Origin of the sequence: Paraburkholderia sp. CNPSo 3274, from assembly GCF_024206475.1 — a bacterium.
GTDB lineage: Bacteria > Pseudomonadota > Gammaproteobacteria > Burkholderiales > Burkholderiaceae > Paraburkholderia.
The window spans coordinates 201,708-220,740 of record NZ_JAMBPR010000012.1 but is presented as its reverse complement, the minus strand read 5'-3'; the positions used below and the strand labels follow the sequence as shown (position 1 = coordinate 220,740).

General features: G+C 64.7%; 17 protein-coding genes and 1 pseudogene. 10 read left to right on the top strand and 8 right to left on the bottom strand.

Annotation, left to right across the window (positions count from 1 at the left end):
* Positions 1–314 precede the first annotated feature (314 nt).
* A pseudogene (locus tag M3I54_RS45340) lies at positions 315–446 on the top strand (ESPR domain-containing protein); the annotation flags it as partial.
* Positions 447–650: 204 nt separating this feature from the next.
* A complete protein-coding gene (locus tag M3I54_RS11065) occupies positions 651–2,687 on the top strand; it encodes a YadA-like family protein (RefSeq protein WP_254335714.1) in 2,037 nt (678 codons plus the stop codon).
* A gap of 64 nt (positions 2,688–2,751) precedes the next feature.
* Here the strand turns inward: M3I54_RS11065 and M3I54_RS11060 are convergent, their stop codons facing one another.
* From M3I54_RS11060 to thiL, 4 genes are read right to left on the bottom strand one after another with little or no spacing between them, the layout of a single operon-like run.
* The gene (locus M3I54_RS11060; protein WP_254335712.1) at positions 2,752–3,300 is read right to left on the bottom strand and encodes a cupin domain-containing protein; all 549 of its coding nucleotides are present in this window, start codon (positions 3,298–3,300) and stop codon (positions 2,752–2,754) included.
* A gap of 56 nt (positions 3,301–3,356) precedes the next feature.
* A complete protein-coding gene (locus M3I54_RS11055) occupies positions 3,357–3,857 on the bottom strand; it encodes a CinA family protein (protein WP_254335710.1) in 501 nt (166 codons plus the stop codon).
* Between the two features lie 44 nt (positions 3,858–3,901).
* Positions 3,902–4,486, bottom strand: coding sequence for a phosphatidylglycerophosphatase A (locus tag M3I54_RS11050; protein WP_254335708.1), 585 nt, complete (start codon positions 4,484–4,486; stop codon positions 3,902–3,904).
* The gene (thiL, locus tag M3I54_RS11045; RefSeq protein ID WP_254335706.1) at positions 4,476–5,465 is read right to left on the bottom strand and encodes a thiamine-phosphate kinase; all 990 of its coding nucleotides are present in this window, start codon (positions 5,463–5,465) and stop codon (positions 4,476–4,478) included. The genes M3I54_RS11050 and thiL overlap by 11 nt, the downstream gene beginning before the upstream one ends.
* Before the next feature lie 186 nt (positions 5,466–5,651).
* On the opposite strand from thiL, the gene M3I54_RS11040 reads away from it, so the two are divergent.
* From M3I54_RS11040 to M3I54_RS11030, 3 genes are all read left to right on the top strand, one after another.
* Positions 5,652–7,946, top strand: a complete 2,295-nt coding sequence (locus tag M3I54_RS11040) for an NADP-dependent malic enzyme (protein WP_254335704.1) — start codon at positions 5,652–5,654, stop codon at positions 7,944–7,946.
* 263 nt (positions 7,947–8,209) lie between these two features.
* The gene (locus M3I54_RS11035) at positions 8,210–8,641 is read left to right on the top strand and encodes a ribonuclease domain-containing protein (protein ID WP_375542125.1); all 432 of its coding nucleotides are present in this window, start codon (positions 8,210–8,212) and stop codon (positions 8,639–8,641) included.
* 7 nt (positions 8,642–8,648) lie between these two features.
* Positions 8,649–9,206 (top strand): barstar family protein, encoded by a 558-nt coding sequence (locus tag M3I54_RS11030; protein WP_254335789.1) that lies wholly within the window; start codon positions 8,649–8,651, stop codon positions 9,204–9,206.
* Between the two features lie 86 nt (positions 9,207–9,292).
* On the opposite strand, the gene M3I54_RS11025 is transcribed toward M3I54_RS11030, so the two are convergent.
* From M3I54_RS11025 to speE, 3 genes are all read right to left on the bottom strand, one after another.
* Positions 9,293–10,033: a 16S rRNA (uracil(1498)-N(3))-methyltransferase gene (locus M3I54_RS11025; protein WP_254335694.1), complete on the bottom strand. Its 741-nt coding sequence runs from the start codon at positions 10,031–10,033 to the stop codon at positions 9,293–9,295.
* Positions 10,034–10,052: 19 nt separating this feature from the next.
* Entirely contained in the window at positions 10,053–10,466 is a 414-nt protein-coding gene (locus M3I54_RS11020) for a glyoxalase/bleomycin resistance/extradiol dioxygenase family protein (protein WP_254335691.1), read from the bottom strand.
* Positions 10,467–10,571: 105 nt separating this feature from the next.
* Positions 10,572–11,435: a polyamine aminopropyltransferase gene (gene speE, locus M3I54_RS11015; RefSeq protein WP_254335690.1), complete on the bottom strand. Its 864-nt coding sequence runs from the start codon at positions 11,433–11,435 to the stop codon at positions 10,572–10,574.
* 390 nt (positions 11,436–11,825) lie between these two features.
* Here speE and tkt point away from each other — a divergent pair, with 390 nt between their 5' ends.
* Both tkt and gap read left to right on the top strand, forming a co-directional pair.
* The gene (tkt, locus tag M3I54_RS11010; RefSeq protein WP_254335688.1) at positions 11,826–13,868 is read left to right on the top strand and encodes a transketolase; all 2,043 of its coding nucleotides are present in this window, start codon (positions 11,826–11,828) and stop codon (positions 13,866–13,868) included.
* A 136-nt stretch (positions 13,869–14,004) separates the two neighbouring features.
* Positions 14,005–15,015, top strand: a complete 1,011-nt coding sequence (gap, locus tag M3I54_RS11005; RefSeq protein WP_028201919.1) for a type I glyceraldehyde-3-phosphate dehydrogenase — start codon at positions 14,005–14,007, stop codon at positions 15,013–15,015.
* A 53-nt stretch (positions 15,016–15,068) separates the two neighbouring features.
* On the opposite strand, the gene M3I54_RS11000 is transcribed toward gap, so the two are convergent.
* Positions 15,069–15,794 (bottom strand): FadR/GntR family transcriptional regulator, encoded by a 726-nt coding sequence (locus M3I54_RS11000; protein WP_254335686.1) that lies wholly within the window; start codon positions 15,792–15,794, stop codon positions 15,069–15,071.
* 263 nt (positions 15,795–16,057) lie between these two features.
* Here M3I54_RS11000 and M3I54_RS10995 point away from each other — a divergent pair, with 263 nt between their 5' ends.
* The 3 genes from M3I54_RS10995 (at position 16,058) to M3I54_RS10985 (ending at position 19,014) form a co-directional block, all read left to right on the top strand.
* Complete coding sequence (locus tag M3I54_RS10995) at positions 16,058–17,401, top strand: C4-dicarboxylate transporter DctA (RefSeq protein WP_254335684.1); 1,344 nt, start codon at positions 16,058–16,060, stop codon at positions 17,399–17,401.
* A gap of 67 nt (positions 17,402–17,468) precedes the next feature.
* Positions 17,469–18,488 (top strand): allantoicase, encoded by a 1,020-nt coding sequence (gene alc, locus M3I54_RS10990; RefSeq protein WP_254335679.1) that lies wholly within the window; start codon positions 17,469–17,471, stop codon positions 18,486–18,488.
* A gap of 13 nt (positions 18,489–18,501) precedes the next feature.
* On the top strand, positions 18,502–19,014 hold the full coding sequence (locus tag M3I54_RS10985) for an ureidoglycolate lyase (RefSeq protein ID WP_254335677.1): 513 nt from the start codon (positions 18,502–18,504) through the stop codon (positions 19,012–19,014).
* The last annotated feature ends 19 nt before the right edge of the window (positions 19,015–19,033 follow it).

The window sequence follows — 19,033 nt, the reverse complement described above, 5'->3', positions numbered from 1 at the left end:
GCCGGCTCCGTGTCGAGCGTGCCGTATTCGGACCGCTATCCGCTTCTATCTCGCGGCCCAACAACGTAGTCGCTCACAGAACGAGCTTTGACGCGTATTTCCGAACAAATCGAATTCATTCGATTTGATGGTTGGGTTGCGAGGAGATACCGGTTCACAGGTAGCTGGCGGCCGAACGTATTGCCTGTGCAAAACAAGCATGAACGAAAACCAGACTTGAAGCCAGGCGAATAGATCCAGCGCGGCGCAATTCCAGGCGATTTGCAAACTCTGCAAAACCAGTTTTAATGTTTAAATGTAGTTAAGGATAACTAATGAATAAGGCATATCGTTCTGTATGGAATGAAGCGACGGGAACATGGGTTGCGGCTTCGGAACTTGCCAAAGGCAAGAAGAAGGGAGGCGCTGCGAAGGCGGTCGTGATTGTGGCAGCGGCGCTGGGCGCGGCCAGCCACGCACACGCGTATAGCGCCGGCGGGACTGGCAACACAGCTGCGAATGACAGCGGCTTTGACGCAAACATTGCGATTGGCACGAGCGCTTACGCGGCTAATACTTCAAATCAGTATTTGATTACAAAGGATGGTCGCACTCTCCAGGAGATCAACCTTGCGATAGGCGCCAGTGCCAGTGCGACAGGCTCAGGAACAATGGCAATCGGCCAATACACGCTTGCCAGTGGCCAGAATGCGGGCGTGGTTGGCTTCGGTGCCACCGCTACGGGCGCGTTTGGAACCGTGGTGGGTTCGCTCGGAACGGCAGCCGGCAATGCCAGCAGCGCTCTGGGCTACCAGACAGTAGCAAGTGGCGCTTACTCTGCCGCAATGGGCAGTTACAACGCGGCGTTGGGCTATGCGTCGGTGGCGATGGGCCTGAGGGCGACTTCGGCCGGCGACAACTCGGTCGCCATCGGCGGCGACTCGACGTCAGCCGGTACTGGCTCGGTAGCGCTAGGCACGAACGCTATCGCGACCAATGCAAACGACGTGGCGCTGGGGACGCGTACGACCACAGAAGCAGTGGTGAACACGCCGGGCGCGACGATCGGCGGCCAGAGCTACACCTTCGCAGGCACGAACGCGCAGAGCACGGTCTCGGTGGGCTCGGCGGGCAAGGAGCGCACGGTCACCAACGTTGCGGCAGGCCAACTGACGGCTTCGTCGACCGACGCGGTGAATGGCTCGGAACTGTTCGCGACCAACCAGCAGGTCACGCGTAACACAACCGACATCAGCAACCTGCAGGGCAACGTTACGACCATCAATGGCCAGATCACGAACATCACCGGCCAGCTTGCCGATGCCGTGATGTACGACTCGTCGGCACATGACTCGGTGACGCTGGGTGGTGTGGATTCGACCACGCCGGTGGCACTGCATAACGTGGCGGCGGGTGAAGTCTCGGCTACGAGCTTCGACGCGGTGAACGGCTCGCAGCTGTACAACCTGGCCGGATCGACGGCGGCTTCGTTCGGCGGCGGCTCGACGGTGAACGGCGACGGATCGATCTCGGCTCCGACGTACTTGATCGGTGGCGACACGTTCAACAACGTGGGCGGCGCGCTGACGAACCTCGATGGCCGCGTGACGCAGAACACGACGGACATCACGAACCTGACGAACAACATCAACCACGGCACGATCGGTCTGGTGCAGCAAGCCACGCCGACGAGCACGGTGACGGTGGCGAAGGACACAGGTGGCACTGTCGTGGACTTCACGGGCACGGCCGGTACGCGTGTCCTGACGGGGGTGTCGAACGGCGCAGTGAACGCATCGAGCGTGGATGCGGTGAACGGTTCGCAGCTGTACGCAGTGAACCAGAGCGTCACGAACATCACCGGCCAGCTCGCTGATGCCGTGATGTACGACTCGTCGGCGCACGACTCGATCACGTTGGGCGGCTCGGGTTCGACCACGGCAGTCTCGATCCACAACCTGGCTGACGGTGTGGCGGATTCGGATGCGGTGAACGTCGGCCAGATGAACGCGGCGATCGCGAACGTTGCCAACATTGCCGAAAACGCGACCGACCCGATGTTCTCGGCACAAGGCGATCGCAACACCGAAGCGGCCACCGCAAGCGGCACGCATGCCACGGCAGGCGGCGCGAATTCGGTGGCAAGCGGTGAGGCGTCGTCGGCGTATGGTGCGGGCTCGCAAGCAACCGCGAAGAATTCGACGGCGCTTGGCGCGGGTGCCTCGGCAACCGCGGGGAACTCGGTCGCGCTGGGTGCAGGTTCGGTGGCCGATCGTGCAAACACGGTGTCGGTGGGCTCGGCGGGCAGCGAACGCCAGATCACCAACGTCGCGGCGGGCACGGCGGGGACGGACGCGGTCAACGTCGACCAGTTGAACGACGCGGTCGGCAACGCGACGGGCAGCGCCGTGCAGCAGGCTACGCAGCAGTCCAATGCGTACACGAACCAGCAGATCGGCGTCGTCCGCAAGCAGATGAACGCGCTGGGCGCAACGGTGATGGCGGCTTCGTCGCTCATCCCGAACGCACGCGCGGAAGGCAACTTCCAGATGGCCGTCGCGGCCGGTACCTACGGCGGCGAAAGCGCCCTGGCTCTCGGCGCGAACTGGTACGTGAGCGATCGCCTGCTGCTGAACGCGCACGTTGCCCGCTCGACGGGTAGCGGTGGCAGCACCGGCGCTTCGGTTGGCGCGACGTTCGGGTTCTGATCACCCAGACGCAACTCGTGGCCCGCTATGGGAAACCGTGGCGGGCAGGGAGAACGCCGCGCGCCTAATCTTTCTTCGCGACTGCACTCGCAACGGACGCCGGTTTGCCGAACAACTCGATGATCGATCGATGCAGCGGGTATTTCTCGGCGAGCGCGTTCGCATCGGCGATCTCGAACTCGCTGAACTCGAACCCCGGCGCGACTGTGCAGCCCACGAGCGCATAGGTCGAAGGATCGCAGCAGCGCGCCGCGAACCAGTGTCCGGCCGGCACCACCGCCTGGAACACGGTGCCCGGATGGTCGAGCGCGTGGCCCAGCTTGCGCGTTGAGAGCACGCCAAGTTCGTCGATCGAATGAATCTCGATGGGCGAGCCCGCGTAGAAGTGCCAGAGCTCGTCGGAGCGGATGCGGTGCCATGCCGAATAGGCGCCTTCCGCCAGCAGGAAGTAGATGGCCGTCGAGGCTGCGCGCGTGCCCTCTGCCGCGGCCGCGCCGTCGCGCCGCACGAACTTGTCGGCTCGATAGGTTTCGCTGTAGTAGCCGCCTTCGGGGTGCGGTTCAAGCCCGAAACGGCGGATCAATTCTTCGACTGCGGTATTCGCGGCTGCCATGGCGTGCACCTCCTGGGTGGGCCCAGCCGGCGCCCCCAGCGAGGCGCGGGCCGGTTTTAGCGTTCCTGTTCGTCGATGAACGCGAGCAGTCCGCGCAAGGCGTGCGCGGCGGCCTGCACGCGGATCTGTTCGCGGTCGCCCTTGAAGACCAGCGTCTCGACGCTCGTATGCAGCCGGTTGCTCCAGCCGAACGACACCATGCCGACCGGCTTTTCTGGCGTGCCGCCGCCCGGGCCTGCTACGCCGGTGATGGCCAGCGAAACTTGTGCCCGGCTGTTGCTGAGCGCGCCTTCGGCCATCGCGCGCGCGACTGGCTCGCTCACCGCGCCGTGTTTTTCGATGAGTTCGGGCGGCACGCCGATCATCTCGGTTTTCGCCAGGTTCGAGTAGGTGACGAACCCGCGTTCGAACCAGACGCTGCTGCCGGAAATGTCGGTGACTGCGGTGGCGACCATGCCGCCCGTGCAGGACTCGGCGGTCGCGAGCATGAGCCGCCCGTCGCGCAGCTTGTTGCCGACGCGGATGGCGAGTTGGTGGACGACGGAATCGGTAGACATTGCAGCAATCCGTTGGGTTGGTGGCGGCGTGGCGGCGAGGTGGCTTACACCGACATGCGCCAGAGCGCGATGACAAGCAGCGTAAAGAATGCGGCGACGATGTCGTCGAGCATGATGCCGAGGCCGCCCTTGAAGCGCCGGTCGAAATAGCGGATGGGCGGCGGCTTCACCATGTCGAAAAACCGGAAGACGACGAAGGCCCACAGCCGCCCCTCGAAATCGACGGGCGTGATCATGAGCAGCACGAGCCAGAACGCAACGATCTCGTCCCAAACGATGGCCGAGGGATCATCCGTGTGCAGCTTCTGCGCCGTGAACCCCGTGATCCAGATGCCCGCAAAGAAGCCAAAGAAGATCAGCAGTCCCCATTCGGTCACCGTGAGATAGCGGTTGAGCACCTCGAAGGCCGCCCAGGCGAACAGCGTCCCGGCCGTGCCGGGCGCGAGGCGCGAGAGCCCCGAGCCGAAGCCCAGCGAAATGATGTGCAGAGGATGGGTGAGCATGAACGGCGCGTCGGCGCGGCGCGTGCCACCGGTCTGACCGCCGGTGCCGGGTGCGGCGGTGTTCCGTGCGGAGCCTGCCGGAGGAGCCGGCTGCCCGGCGGGCGAGGGCGTGGGGTCAGTCTGCATGGAAGTGATCGAAGCCTTGCAACGTCAGATTGAGCGGCGTGCCACCAGCGTCGCGCCAGGCGATCTCGGGGGCTGCTTGAGGCGAAGTGCGGGAAGTCATTGTACCGATGCGCGTGACGCGCACACCGGCCTGTTGCGCCGCAGCCTCGACCGCGTCGCGCCGTGCGGGAGCCGCCGTGAAACACAGTTCGTAATCGTCGCCCCCCGCAAGCGCGCATTGCAGCTGCACATCGCGCGGCAGGCGCGCAAGCGCAGGCGAGAGCGGCAGCGCGTCTACGTCGATCGTCGCGGTGAGGTTCGAACGTTCGAGAATGTGGCGCAGGTCGCCGGCCAGACCGTCCGATACGTCGAGCGCCGCGCGCGCCACGCCGCGCAGCGCGAGGCCCAGCGCCACACGCGGTTCAGGGTATTCGAGCGCCCGGCGCAAATGCGCGGCGTCCTGCTCGCTTACCTGCCATTCGCCGCGCATCATGCCGAGGCCCGCGCGCGCGTCGCCGGGCGTGCCGGAGACCCAGATGTCGTCGCCTGCCTGGGCAGCGTCGCGCCGAAGTGCGGCATCCTGACGCACTGAGCCGAACACTGTCAGACACAGGTTCAGCGGCCCTGCCGTGGTATCGCCGCCGATCAATTCGCAGTCGAAGCGGTCGGCCAGCTCGAAGAGGCCCGCGCTGAACGCGCCTAGCCAGTCCTCGTCCGCCTTGGGGAGCGCGAACGCAAGCGTGAAGCCGAGCGGCTGCGCACCCATCGCGGCGAGGTCGGAGAGATTCACGGCGAGCGCCTTGTGGCCGAGCGCGTGCGGATCGATGTCGGGGAAAAAGTGGCGGCCTTCGACCAGCATGTCGGTCGAGATGGCCAGCATTTCGCCCGCGGCGGGCGCGATGAGCGCGCAGTCGTCGCCAATGCCCAGCGCGGCGCGTTGCGTGTTCGTGCGCGCTCGCCGCGCAAAATATCGGTCGATCAGGGAGAACTCGGAAAGCATGACGAAAGGCTTATGACAGTTGGGGAATGGCCGTCGCCGCATAGGGTGCCCTGGCGTGGCTTTCCCCCCATCGCGGTCGCGGCACTTGCGCCCGAACTGAAAGGAATGCTGTCAGGGATTGGCGCTACAATCGGTCAACTTAGCGTTCGAGTTGTTATTCTAATCCGCACTAACGTCCTGCCTCCCATGTCGAATTCCGCTACGAACAAGCTTCGCGAAGCCGCCCTCGATTATCACGAGTTCCCCACGCCCGGGAAGATCGCGATCGCGCCGACCAAGCAGATGATCAATCAGCGTGATCTCTCGCTCGCGTACTCGCCGGGCGTCGCGTTCGCGTGCGAGGCGATTGTCGAAAATCCGCTCAACGCCGCGCGCTTCACGGCGCGCAGCAACCTCGTGGGCGTCGTGTCGAACGGCACGGCCGTGCTCGGCCTCGGCAACATCGGGCCGCTCGCCTCGAAGCCGGTGATGGAAGGCAAGGCGGTGCTCTTCAAGAAGTTCGCGGGCATCGACGTGTTCGACATCGAACTCAACGAGATGGACCCGCACAAGCTCGTCGACGTAATCGCCGCGCTCGAACCGACCTTCGGCGGCATCAATCTCGAAGACATCAAGGCGCCCGAGTGCTTTATCGTCGAGCGCGAAGCGCGCAAGCGCATGAAGATTCCGGTCTTCCATGACGACCAGCACGGCACGGCCATCGTGGTGGCGGCCGCCTTCACGAACGGCCTGAAGGTCGTGGGCAAGGACATCAAGGATGTGAAGCTGGTTGCCTCGGGCGCCGGCGCGGCCGCGCTGGCGTGCCTCGACCTGCTCGTCGACCTCGGCCTACCGCTCGAAAACATTGTCGTGACTGACCTGGCGGGCGTGGTCTACAAGGGCCGCATCGAGCTGATGGACCCGGACAAGGAGCGTTTCGCGCGCGAGACCCACGCGCGCACGCTCGCCGAAGTGATCGAAGGTGCGGACATTTTCCTCGGCCTCTCCGCGGGCGGCGTGCTCAAGCAGGACATGGTCAAGCAGATGGCGGCCAAGCCGCTCATTCTCGCGCTCGCCAATCCGACGCCGGAAATCCTGCCGGAGCTCGCGCTCGAAGTGCGTCCGGACGCCGTGCTCGCCACGGGCCGCACGGATTACCCGAACCAGGTGAACAACGTCCTGTGCTTCCCGTTCATCTTCCGCGGTGCGCTCGACGCGGGAGCGACCACCATCACGCGCGAAATGGAAATCGCCGCAGTGAACGCGATTGCGGAACTGGCGCGCCAGGAACAAAGCGATGTAGTGGCCACGGCTTACGGCATCCAGGATCTGCAGTTCGGGCCTGATTATCTGATTCCGAAGCCCTTCGACCCGCGCCTGATCGTCAAGATCGCGCCGGCTGTGGCCAAGGCGGCAATGGACTCGGGCGTCGCGACCCGTCCGATCGAGGACATGGACGCCTACGAGCAGCACCTCCAGCAGTTCGTCTACCACAGTGGCACGACCATGAAGCCGATTTTCCAGCTCGCGCGCGCCGTGGAGCCGGAGAAGAAGCGCATCGTGTTCGCCGAGGGCGAAGAGGAACGCATCCTGCGCGCGGTGCAGATCGTGGTCGACGAAAAGCTCGCCAAGCCCATCCTGATCGGCCGCCCCTCGGTGATCGAGCAGCGCATCGCGCGCTACGGCCTGCGCCTGCACGCCGGCCAGGACTATACGGTCGTCAACACGGATCATGACGAGCGCTACCGCGAGTTCTGGCAGAGCTATGCGAAGCTCATGGCGCGCAAGGGCATCACGCAGCAAATGGCGAAGCTCGAAATGCGCCGCCGCACCACGCTGATCGGTTCGATGCTCGTGGAAAGGGGCGAAGCCGACGGCATGATCTGCGGCACGGTCAGCACGACGCACCGCCACCTGCACTTCATCGATCAGGTGATCGGCAAGAAGGCGGGCTGCAATGTCTACGCGGCGATGAACGCGCTCGTGCTGCCGAACCGGCAGATTTTTATCGTCGACACGCACGTCAACGTCGACCCGACGCCGGAGCAGCTCGCGGAAATCACCATCATGGCGGCCGAGGAAGTGCGCCGCTTCGGCATTGAGCCGAAGGTCGCGCTGTGCTCGCACTCGAACTTCGGTTCGAGCAACGCGCCTAGCGCGCAGAAGATGCGCGACCTGCTCGAGATTCTCCAGGAGCGCGCGCCGGACCTGCACGTGGACGGCGAAATGCACGGCGACGTGGCGATCGACGCGAACCTGCGCAAGGAGATCCTGCCCGAGTCGACGCTCGAAGGCGAAGCGAATCTGCTCATCATGCCGAATATCGACGCGGCGAACATTTCCTACAACCTGCTCAAGACGGCAGCCGGCAACAACATCGCCATCGGGCCGATCCTGCTGGGCGCGGCCAAGCCGGTGCACGTGCTGACGGCTTCCGCCACGGTGCGCCGCATCGTCAACATGACGGCGCTGCTCGTCGCAGACGTGAACGCGGCACGTTAAGCTCACTCGCGAGCGTTGCCGGCGATGCGGTTCCGAAAATCGGCGTGCTCCTGCGAGTGCGCCGATTTTTTTTGAGCACGAGACCCAACCCGATGGCGCAAAATCGCGCAAAACGAGATTGTAAAATTTACCGAATTGACCCTTGTGGGGGGGCAGGCTCTAGTCGTCCTCGCCTGACTAACGTTGCTTCCAGGCATCATTAGCGATACCCTTACACCTTTCATGGTCGTCGAACGCGTAACCAGGGAAGCGGGAACCAGGTGATGGCGCCTCGTCTAACTCATTGTTTCGGCGGCAGTTTGTCTGGCTTGCGGCGCGCCGCGGCGGTGGCGCTGATCGCAACCGTAGCGCTCGCGGCAGGTGGCGCTCAGGCGCGCACGAGTCAGCCGGAAGATGAGGGTAATTCGGTCGGCAGCATTTCGGTCAACGAACTTCCGCGTGAGGCGGTCGGCACGTTGAGCCTGATTGCAGCGGGCGGCCCGTTCCCTTACGAGAAGGACGGCGTCGTATTCGGGAATTTTGAGCGGATATTGCCACCGCAACGGCGGGGCTACTATCACGAGTACACGGTCCCGACGCCGAGCGCGCACAACCGCGGTGCCAAGCGCATCGTTTGCGGCGGCCCACGCAAGCGGACCGACAACTGTTACTACTCCGACGACCACTACGCCAGTTTCAGGCGAATTATTGATTGACACCGGGATGAGCGGCATGAGCGATAACGTTTACGCGCACGACCCCCGGGTCGCGAGCGATCTGTTCGCGTCCGGGGAGGGCAACCTGTTCCAGCGCGTCATGCAGTTGAAGCAAGACAGCGAGGCGCGCCAGGATGAGGCGGGGCTTTCATCGAACGAGGGGGCCATGAGCCTGTTTTCGACCGTGCAGCCGAATATTGTCCAGTCGATCCGGGCGTTTCGCATTCAGGATCTCTCGGACGAAGCCCAGCGGCTGCAGGAGCATTTCCTCTATGCGTTCTGCGCGAATGCGCAAACCAAGCAGGAAGTGCTCGAGACGATTGCCACGTCGTTTCTGTTTCCGAAGCATTTCGGCAAGAACTACGATGGCTTGTACGACTGCCTGACCGATCTGGTACAGAAGGCCGGCGAGCAACCGGGTTTCGTAGTCGTGCTGGAAGGGCTGCCGATTGCCCAGAAGTTCGACAAGGACGGGCGGGAGACTCTGCTCGACGTATTTCGCGAGGCTTCGGAGTACTGGGCCGAGCGCAAGGTGCCGTTCCGCGTTTTTTATTCGTTCGCCTGACCTTCGACTAAGGTTCCGTCGCGCGCACGCGACAGAAAACCGCAAGCCCGCCTTCCGGCGGGCTTTGTCATTTTTACCCGCTGCGCTTACCAGCCACCCCAGCGCGCGGCGAGCGCCGCGAGCACGGCGATACCCGCCGTTTCGGTGCGCAGCACGCGCGGCCCGAGCCCCACGGCGATGAAGCCATGGTCGAGCGCCGCCTCTTCTTCCGGCGACGAGAATCCCCCCTCAGGCCCTACCAGTACCGTCACTTCGCCCGAAGGCGGGTCGACCGGCAAGGTCGAGAACGAGACGTTGGCGCGCGGCGAGAGCAGCAGGCGCAGTTCGCCCTCGCCGGGGCGCTTGGGCAGGGAGCCGAGCCACGTGGCGATTTCGCGCGTGGGCGCGACTTCGGGCATGCGGTTGCGCCCGCATTGTTCGCACGAGGCCTGCACGATGCGCTGCCAGTGCGCCTGGCGGCGCACGGCGCGCTCGCCCGAAAGCCGCACGACGCTGCGCGAGGCAGTGAGCGGCACGAAATTCGTCGCTCCCAGTTCGACGGCCTTTTCGATCAGCCAGTCCATCTTGTCGTTGCCGGCAATGCCTTGGGCGAGCGTGACACGGTAAGGCGGCTCGGTTTCGAAGTCGCGGTAAGGGCCAATGCGCACCTGCGTGTCGCGGCGCTCCATTCCGAGAATCTCGGCGCTGTATTCGCCGCCAAGACCGTTGAACAGCACGATGGTGTCGCCGGGCTGCAGGCGCAGCACCTGAACATGGCGCGTGACTTCGTCGGGAAGGGTGACAACCTCGTCGGATTGCAAGGCGCTGCCGACGAAAAAGCGGGGCATAGAACTATTTCTCATTGATTCAGGACAAGTGTCGAGCAAGCGCCCAGCGGTAACCATCGAGGTCTTCGACCTGCGCGAAACGGTCCCCCCAGAATTGGTCCTGTGGCTCGCTCAGCGATTTCGCGCCGGCTTCGAGCGCCCGCGCATAAACCGCGTCGACATCGTCGACATACAGATAAAAAGATTGCGGCGCGACGGTTTGTGCGCTTTTGGGCGTGCGCGCCGTCGAACCGAATGCACCCTCTGGCGCAAACATGACGATCAGCTGATCGTGGTAAGTCATTTCCACGTGCATGATCGCGCCGTCGTCCTCCACGCTATCGCGTACCGCAAAACCGAGCGCTGCCCGATAAAAGTCCATCGACGCGCGCGCGTCGAGCACGGTCAGATACGGGGTCAGCCACGGCACGCCGGCAGGGCGGGGTGCGGTCATCGAGTCTCTCCAGATTCGCGGTTCGGATGAAGCGCCGTGCCGCTCTGGGCGAGGGCGCGCATGATCAAGGTGCGTGGGACCCGCCATTGTCCACAGGCAGGACCACTAAAGCTGCAGGAATTCACCTAGTTTATCGCGGGCTGTGCAAGAACCTTTTAAGAGCGTCGCGTGCAGCCGCGGGTCGTAGTAGCGCAAGCCTTTGAGTTGCCGCGCGGTTGCACGCGCCTGCAACGTGGCCTCGTCGACGCAGGCGGGGTCGAGCGCGTCGCTCGCGATCGCCATGAGCCAGAGTGAGCCGTAGAGCGGCACGTAGGCGGCAAGCGGTCGCACGACGGCGAAGGCCTCGCGCAGTCCGCGGAGCAGCGCGCCTACGCGCTGCGCATGATGGAACGGCGAGCCCAGATGGAGCGAGACGAGCGCGTCGCCGTTCATCACACGCTTGAGCGCGGCGTAGAACGCCGGCGTGTAAAGCCCAGCGGCGGGCGAATCCGGTGGAGTCAGATCGAATACGACGATGTCGAAGCGTTCCTGTGCGGAGGCGACAAACGCGGCCGCGTCGCCGATCACGAGTTCCACGCGCGGATCCTCGAAGGCGTCGCCGCGCACCTCGGGCAGATAGTCGCCCGTCAGGCGCACCACGTCCGGGTCCAGTTCGGCCACGACGATGCGCTCGATGTCCGGGTGGCGCAGCAACTGACGCGCCGCGCCGCCGTCGCCGCCGCCCAGCACGAGCGCCGCGCGCGGCGCGGGATGTGTGAGCGCGGCCGGGTGCGTCATGCACTCGTGATAGATGAACTCGTCGCCGGCGGAGGTCATCGGACGGCCATCCAGCGTGAACAGGCAGCCCAGCTGCGGCGTGTCCCAGACCTCGATGCGCTGCCACGGCGTATCGGCCGCGGCGAGGCGGCGCGCGCCAGGAAAGCCGTAGAGCGCATCTGCCGCAGGATGGAAGAGGAGGGAGTCGGTCACAGAGGTCGAGAGGCGCTGCCGGTGCGCCGGAGTGCGCGAAAATCGCCCAGAAATAGGGCCAACAGAGACATTATAGGGGGTGTGAACCGCACCTCGAACGCGGCAAAGGCCAACGAGAGGACAACGGCGGGGTGACGGCGCGCACGGCGCATACCCCTCGCCCAATGGCCAGGGATAATCCCCACGATCTGCTAGAATATTCCGCTTTGCAGCCCTCTCCGTTTGCTCCGGCCGTTTCGCGTCTCCTGGCGCCGCATGTGCGCCTGAGCGGGCGATTTGCCGAGCTTCCGGACTCCCGCGCTGCTGTGTGTGCCGCAGTTTGCCCTCGCAATTTGCGCTGTTCGCGACCTGCGCCGCCCACGCCGCTTTTTGCACACTTCCGGACTCGACATGACGACCTCGTCCCCCGCCTCCCCCGCTACCACCCAGTTGATGGCCAACGCTATTCGTGCGCTGTCCATGGACGCCGTCCAGCAAGCGAACTCCGGTCACCCCGGCATGCCCATGGGCATGGCCGAGATCGCCGTTGCGCTGTGGTCGCGCCATCTGCGCCATAACCCGACGAACCCGCTCTGGAGCGACCGCGATCGCTTCGTGCTGTCGAACGGCCACGGTTCGATGCTGCTGTACTCGCTGCTGCACCTGACGGGCTACGACCTGCCGATCGCGGAACTGAAGAACTTCCGTCAACTGCACTCGAAGACGCCGGGTCACCCCGAGTTCGGCATCACGCCGGGTGTCGAGACGACCACGGGCCCGCTCGGCCAGGGTCTGGCGAACTCGGTCGGCATGGCGCTGGCCGAAGCGCTGCTCGCCGCGGAGTTCAACAAGGCCGACGCGAAGATCGTCGATCACCACACGTATGTGTTCCTCGGCGACGGCTGCCTGATGGAAGGCATCTCGCACGAAGCCTGCTCGCTCGCCGGCACGCTCAAGCTGAACAAGCTCATCGCGCTGTACGACGACAACGGCATCTCGATCGACGGCGACGTGGTCAACTGGTTCCACGACAACACGCCGGAACGCTTCGAAGCCTATGGCTGGAACGTGATCCCGCACGTGGACGGCCATGACGTGGACGCCGTCGACGCGGCCATCCAGAAGGCCAAAGCCTCGGACAAGCCCACGCTGATCTGCTGCAAGACCATCATCGGCAAGGGCGCGCCCACCAAGCAAGGCGGCCACGACGTGCATGGCGCGGCGCTCGGCGCGGAAGAAATCGCCAAGTGGCGCGAAGCCGCGGGCTGGAAGTGGGAGCCGTTCACGCTGCCGCAAGAAGTCTACGCAGACTGGGACGCGAAGGCTGCTGGAGCGAAGTTCGAAGCCGCATGGAACGAGCAGTTCGCCGCGTACAAGTCGAAGTACCCGACCGAAGCCGCCGAGTTCGAGCGCCGCATGGCCCACAAGCTGCCCGCCGACTGGGCGCAGAAGGCCACCGCGATCGTCGCCGGCGCGGATTCGCGCAAGGAAACGGTCGCCACGCGCAAGGCTTCGCAGCAGGCCATCGAAGGCCTCGCCGCGGCACTCCCCGAACTGCTGGGCGGTTCGGCCGACCTGACCGGCTCGAACCTCACCAACTGGAAGGCTTCGAAGCCCGTGCGCGCCGCCAAGGCAGGCGAGACCGGCATCCAGTGGGGCAACCACATCAACTACGGCGTGCGCGAGTTCGGCATGAGCGCGGCGCTCAACGGCCTTAACCTGCACGGCGGCTACAAGGCGTTCGGCGGCACGTTCCTCACGTTCTCGGACTACAGCCGCAACGCGCTGCGCGTGGCCGCGCTGATGAAATGCCCGTCGATCTTCGTGTTCACGCACGACTCGATCGGCCTGGGCGAAGACGGCCCGACGCACCAGTCGATCGAACAGGTCGCAAGCCTGCGCCTGATCCCGAACATGACGCTCTGGCGTCCGGCCGACACCGTGGAAACCGCGGTGGCCTGGACCGAGTCGATTTCGCATCACGGTCCGTCGAGCCTCATTTTCAGCCGCCAGAACCTGCAGTTCAACGAGCGCACGGATGCCCAGATCGCGAACATCGCCAAGGGCGGTTACGTCCTCAAGGACTGGAACGACGACATCCCGAGCCGCAAGATCATCCTGATCGCCACGGGCTCTGAAGTCGAACTGGCGATGAAGGCCGTCGAAGCGCTGCAGCGCGAAGGCATCGGCGCCCGCGTGGTGTCCATGCCGTCGACCAACGTGTTCGACAGGCAGGACGCCGAATACCGCGAGCGCGTGCTGCCCAAGGGCGTGCGCCGCGTCGCGATCGAAGCCGGTGTGACCGACTTCTGGCGCAAGTACGTGGGCCTCGAAGGCGCCGTGGTCGGCATCGACACGTTCGGCGAATCGGCCCCGGCTGGCGTGCTGTTCAAGCACTTCGGCTTCACGGTCGATCATGTCGTCGCGACGGCCAGGGCCGCGCTCGACAACTAAGCATGCGTAACGGGCCGCCTGATCGGCAAGATCTGGCGGGCCCGCTGCCTTGAGCGCCCCGCCAGGCCGCCCCAGCCGGGCGTCGGCGCCAGCGCAGCACTGGTTTCAGAATTTTTCAGCCCTTAGGAGATAAACCATGACGATTCGCGTCGCTATCAATGGCTACGGCCGCATCGGCCGTAACACGCTTCGCGCGTTCTACGAGAACGGCAAGAAGCACGACATCCAGATCGTTGCGATCAACGACCTGGGTGACGCGAAGACCAACGCGCATCTGACGCAATACGACACGGCACACGGCAAGTTCCCCGGTGAAGTGACGGTGGACGGCGACTACCTCGTCGTGAACGGCGACAAGATCCGCGTGCTGGCCAACCGCAATCCGGCCGAGCTGCCGTGGGGCGAGCTGGGCGTCGACGTCGTGATGGAGTGCACGGGCTTCTTCACGACCAAGGAAAAGGCAAGTGCGCACCTGAAGGGCGGCGCGAAGAAGGTCATCATCTCGGCGCCGGGCGGTAAGGACGTCGACGCGACCATCGTCTACGGCGTGAACCACAACGTGCTGAAGGCCGAACACACGGTCATCTCGAACGCATCGTGCACGACCAACTGCCTGGCACCGCTCGTCAAGCCGCTGAACGACAAGATCGGCCTCGAAACCGGCCTGATGACGACGATCCACGCGTACACGAACGACCAGGTTCTGACCGACGTGTACCACGAAGACCTGCGCCGCGCGCGCTCGGCCACGCACAGCCAGATCCCGACGAAGACGGGTGCGGCTTCCGCTGTGGGCCTCGTGCTGCCGGAACTGAACGGCAAGCTGGACGGCTACGCTATCCGCGTCCCGACCATCAACGTGTCGATCGTCGACCTGTCGTTCATCGCCAAGCGCGACACGACGGTCGAAGAAGTCAACGCCATCATGAAGGAAGCTTCGGAAGGCGCGCTCAAGGGCATCCTGGGCTACAACGACGCACCGCTGGTGTCGATCGACTTCAACCACAACCCGGCATCGTCGACCTTCGACGCCACGCTCACGAAGGTCTCGGGCCGTCTCGTGAAGGTGTCGAGCTGGTACGACAACGAGTGGGGCTTCTCGAACCGCATGCTGGACACGGCTGTGGCTTTCGCGAACGCGAAGTAAGCACGCTCTACGCTGCTTGAAAAAACCGCCCATCGGGCGGTTTTTTTTCGTCCTTATTTTTCGATGGCGCTTGGGGAGGCGGCGGCGAACGCGGGCGGCGTAGGGAAGTACACGCCCGCGCGCTGTGCCGCATTGGCGATGTGCGCCTCGATCGCCTCGCCGGCCGCCGCCGAGTCACGCGCCTTCAGCGCCACCACGATCAGGCCGTGCTCGCGATGCGTGGAGAGCACGCGCTCGCGCCGGTAGAACGGCATGCGCTGGCTCTCTTTCATGATGTCGGCGCTGCTGCGCAGGATCGATTCGATCGCCGCATTGCCCGCGAGATTCACGATACGCATGTGGAATTCGAAGTCGAGCTGCGCGGCCTCGTCGAGTTCGTCGCAGGCGAGGGCGCTGTGCAGCGCCTCGGTGTTCGCTTCGAGCCACGCGACGTCGGCGTCTCCGATGGCGAGCGCCGCCATGCGCGCGGCGAAGCCTTCGAGCGCGTAGCGCATCTGGTAGGTGTCGGGCAGCGACGACTGATCGGCGAAACGCCACGGGTGAGCGTTCGTGGCCTGCGCGCTCGTCACGTACACGCCCTTGCCGGCGCGGATCGACAGCATGCCGAGCGCTTCGAGCGTCGAGAGCGCTTCGCGCAGCGATGCGCGGCTGATCGCCAGTTCCTCGGAAAGCTGCCGCTGCGCGGGCAGCAGGCTGCCGACCGGATACAAGCCGCCCTCGATCCGTTCGCGGATCGTGGCGATGGCAGCGTCGGTGACGGTGTGCGGAACGTTTTTCATCGGATGGCGCGGGCAGCATTCGCGTGGTCTGACCGGTATTGTAGTCCCGCCCGGCGCACACGCATGGTGCATCGCGTCAACGCCCGCGCGCCGCGGGATAAGGCTTGGCGCTCCGGCCCGCAAACTGGTCAGACCACGCAAGGGTAAACACCGCGCTTCCCAACCTTGACTCCGGTATATCGGCTTTCTACTATCCGCCATAACAGTGCTGGTCAGACCAGTCAGAACAGTTGCTTGCTCCCCCTGCCTAGTAGGAGACAGTCGTGACGAAGTTCTTCAATTCGCTGTTTGGCCGCGTAGTGATCGCCCTCGTGCTGGGCATCGTGGTAGGCGCGGTGTTTCCGCATTTCGCCCAGTCGCTGCGCCCGCTCGGCGACGGCTTTCTCAAGCTCATCAAGATGGTGATCGGGCCTATCGTGTTCTGCGTGGTCGTGAGCGGCATGGCGCACGCGGGCGACCTGAAGAAGGTGGGCCGCGTCGGCCTGAAGTCGGTGGTGTACTTCGAGGCAATGACGACTGTCGCGCTCGTGATCGGCGCCGTGCTCGCGTATGTCACGCGACCGGGCGCCGGCATGAACGTGGATCTGCACTCGCTCGATGCTGCGTCGCTCGCGACCTACACCGAGCACGCCAAGAGCCTGAAGGACACCGCGGGCTTCCTGCTGAAGATCATTCCCGACACCGCCTTCGACGCCTTCGCGAAGGGCGACATCCTGCAGATCCTCGTGTTCTCGGTGTTGTTCGGCAGCGCGCTCTCGCTGCTCGGCCCGAAGGCGCAGCGCGTAAACAGCCTGATCGACGAACTCTCGCAGGTGTTCTTCCGGGTGATGGGCTTCATCATCAAGCTCGCGCCGCTCGGCGTGCTCGGCGCGATCGCGTTCACGACCGGTACATACGGCGTCGCTTCGCTCAAGCAACTCGGGCTGCTCGTGATCGTGTTCTACGCCAGTTGCATCGTGTTCGTTGCAGTCGTGCTCGGCATCGTCATGCGCCTGGCGGGCTTCAACGTGTTCAAGCTGATCCGCTACCTGCGCGAAGAACTCTCGATCGTGCTCGGCACCGCTTCGTCTGACGCCGTGCTGCCGCAGATCATGCGCAAGCTCGAATGGATGGGCGTGAAGGATTCCACGGTGGGTCTCGTGATTCCGACGGGCTACTCGTTCAACCTCGACGGCTTTTCGATCTACCTCACGCTCGCGGTGATCTTCATCGCCCAGGCAACCAACACGCCGCTCTCGATGCACGACCTCATCGTGGTCGTGCTGGTTTCGCTCATCACCTCGAAGGGCGCGCACGGCATTCCCGGCTCGGCGATCGTGATTCTCGCCGCCACGCTTTCCGCCATTCCCGCGATTCCCGTGTTGGGCCTCGTGCTGATCCTGCCGGTGGACTGGTTCGTCGGAATCGCCCGCGCGCTCACCAATCTGATCGGCAACTGTGTCGCGACGGTGGTGGTCGCGGTGTGGGAGCACGATATCGACAAGGCGCGCGCCAGGCGCGTGCTGAACCTCGACGAAGGCTTTCTCTACGTGCCGGCAGGCGACACCGATGCAGACACGGCGCATGGCGAAGACAGCGCGCTCGGCGGCAAGCACGCGCACGCCTGAACCCTCGCGGTGCGTACTGCACCGCTTTCCTTCGATTCACTGACGAACTCAAGCTTTCGACACCATCATGGCCATTCCGACTCTCGACCCCAACGCCCCCGCCTTCACGCGTCGCTACATGAATCTCGCTGATCCGCGTCTGGGCGCCCGCGCGCTCCACGCGAGCGACGAGTTCTTTGCGCCGAAGGAGCGCATGCTCGATCCGCAGCCCGCGGTCTTCATCCCCGGCAAGTACGACGACCACGGCAAGTGGATGGACGGCTGGGAAACGCGCCGCAAGCGCACGACGGGCCACGACTTCTGCATCGTGCGCCTCGCACGCCCCGGCGTGATTTACGGCCTGGATCTCGACACGAGCCATTTCACGGGCAACTTTCCGCCGGCGGCTTCGATCGAGGCGTGCTACGCGCAGTTCGGCGACGACGAAACGCCAGCTGACAACGCCGACTGGCAGACCATCGTCCCGGCGACGACATTGCAGGGCAACCAGCACCACTACGTCGAAGTGCGCGATACGCGCGCGTTCACGCATCTGCGCGTGAATCTCTATCCCGACGGGGGCCTCGCGCGTCTGCGCGTGTACGGTCAGCCCCGGCGCGACTGGAGCACGGTGGAGCGCGGCAGCCTCGTCGATCTCGCGGCGATCGAAAACGGCGCGCATCTCGTCGCGGCCAACAACCAGCACTTCGGACTCGCTTCCACGATCCTCATGCCGGGCCGCGGCGTGAACATGGGCGACGGCTGGGAAACGCGCCGCCGCCGGGAACCTGGCAACGACTGGGCGATCGTGGCGCTCGCGCGGCCCGGCATCATCCGCAAGATCGAAGTCGACACGGCGCACTTCAAGGGCAACTACCCGGACCGCTGCTCGCTGCAGGCGGCCAGCGTGACGGGCGGCACCGACGATTCGCTCGTCACCCAGGCGATGTTCTGGCCGGAACTGCTCGGCGAGCACAAGCTCGAAATGGACAAGCAGCACGTATTCGAGAGCGGGATCGCCGCGCTCGGCCCGGTCACGCACGTGCGTTTCAACATCTTCCCGGACGGCGGCGTCTCGCGCCTGCGCCTGTGGGGCGAACCTGTCTGAGTGAGGAGCCGCGATGCAGATCCTGCGCATGGAACCCTTGACGCGCGAGGCGTTCGCGCCGTTCGGCGACGTCATCGAACTCGAAGGCGCGCGCCATTTTCCGATCAACGGCGGCACGACCGAGCGCTTTCACGATCTCGCCGCCATCGACGTGAACGAGGCGGGCGGCCGGCCCATCGTCAGCGTGTTTCGCGCCCAGCCGCGTGCGTGGCCCGTCGAGATCGCGATGATGGAGCGGCATCCGCTAGGCAGCCAGGCGTTCGTGCCGCTTGGCGACGTGGGCTACGCGGTGGTGGTCGCGCCCGCAGGCGAGTTCGAGCCGGCCGGGCTGCGGGCGTTCTGGGCCGGGCGCGGGCAGGGCGTCAATTACGCCAAAGGCGTCTGGCATCACCCCTTGCTCGCTTTCGAGCGCGTGAGCGACTTCATGGTGATCGATCGCGGCGGCACACAGCCGAACTGCGACGAGATCGCGCTCGCACGGCCCTGGCGGCTCGCGCAAGCCGACACGTCGCTCGTGCTCGTCTGAGGTCCGGGCGGATTTTCCC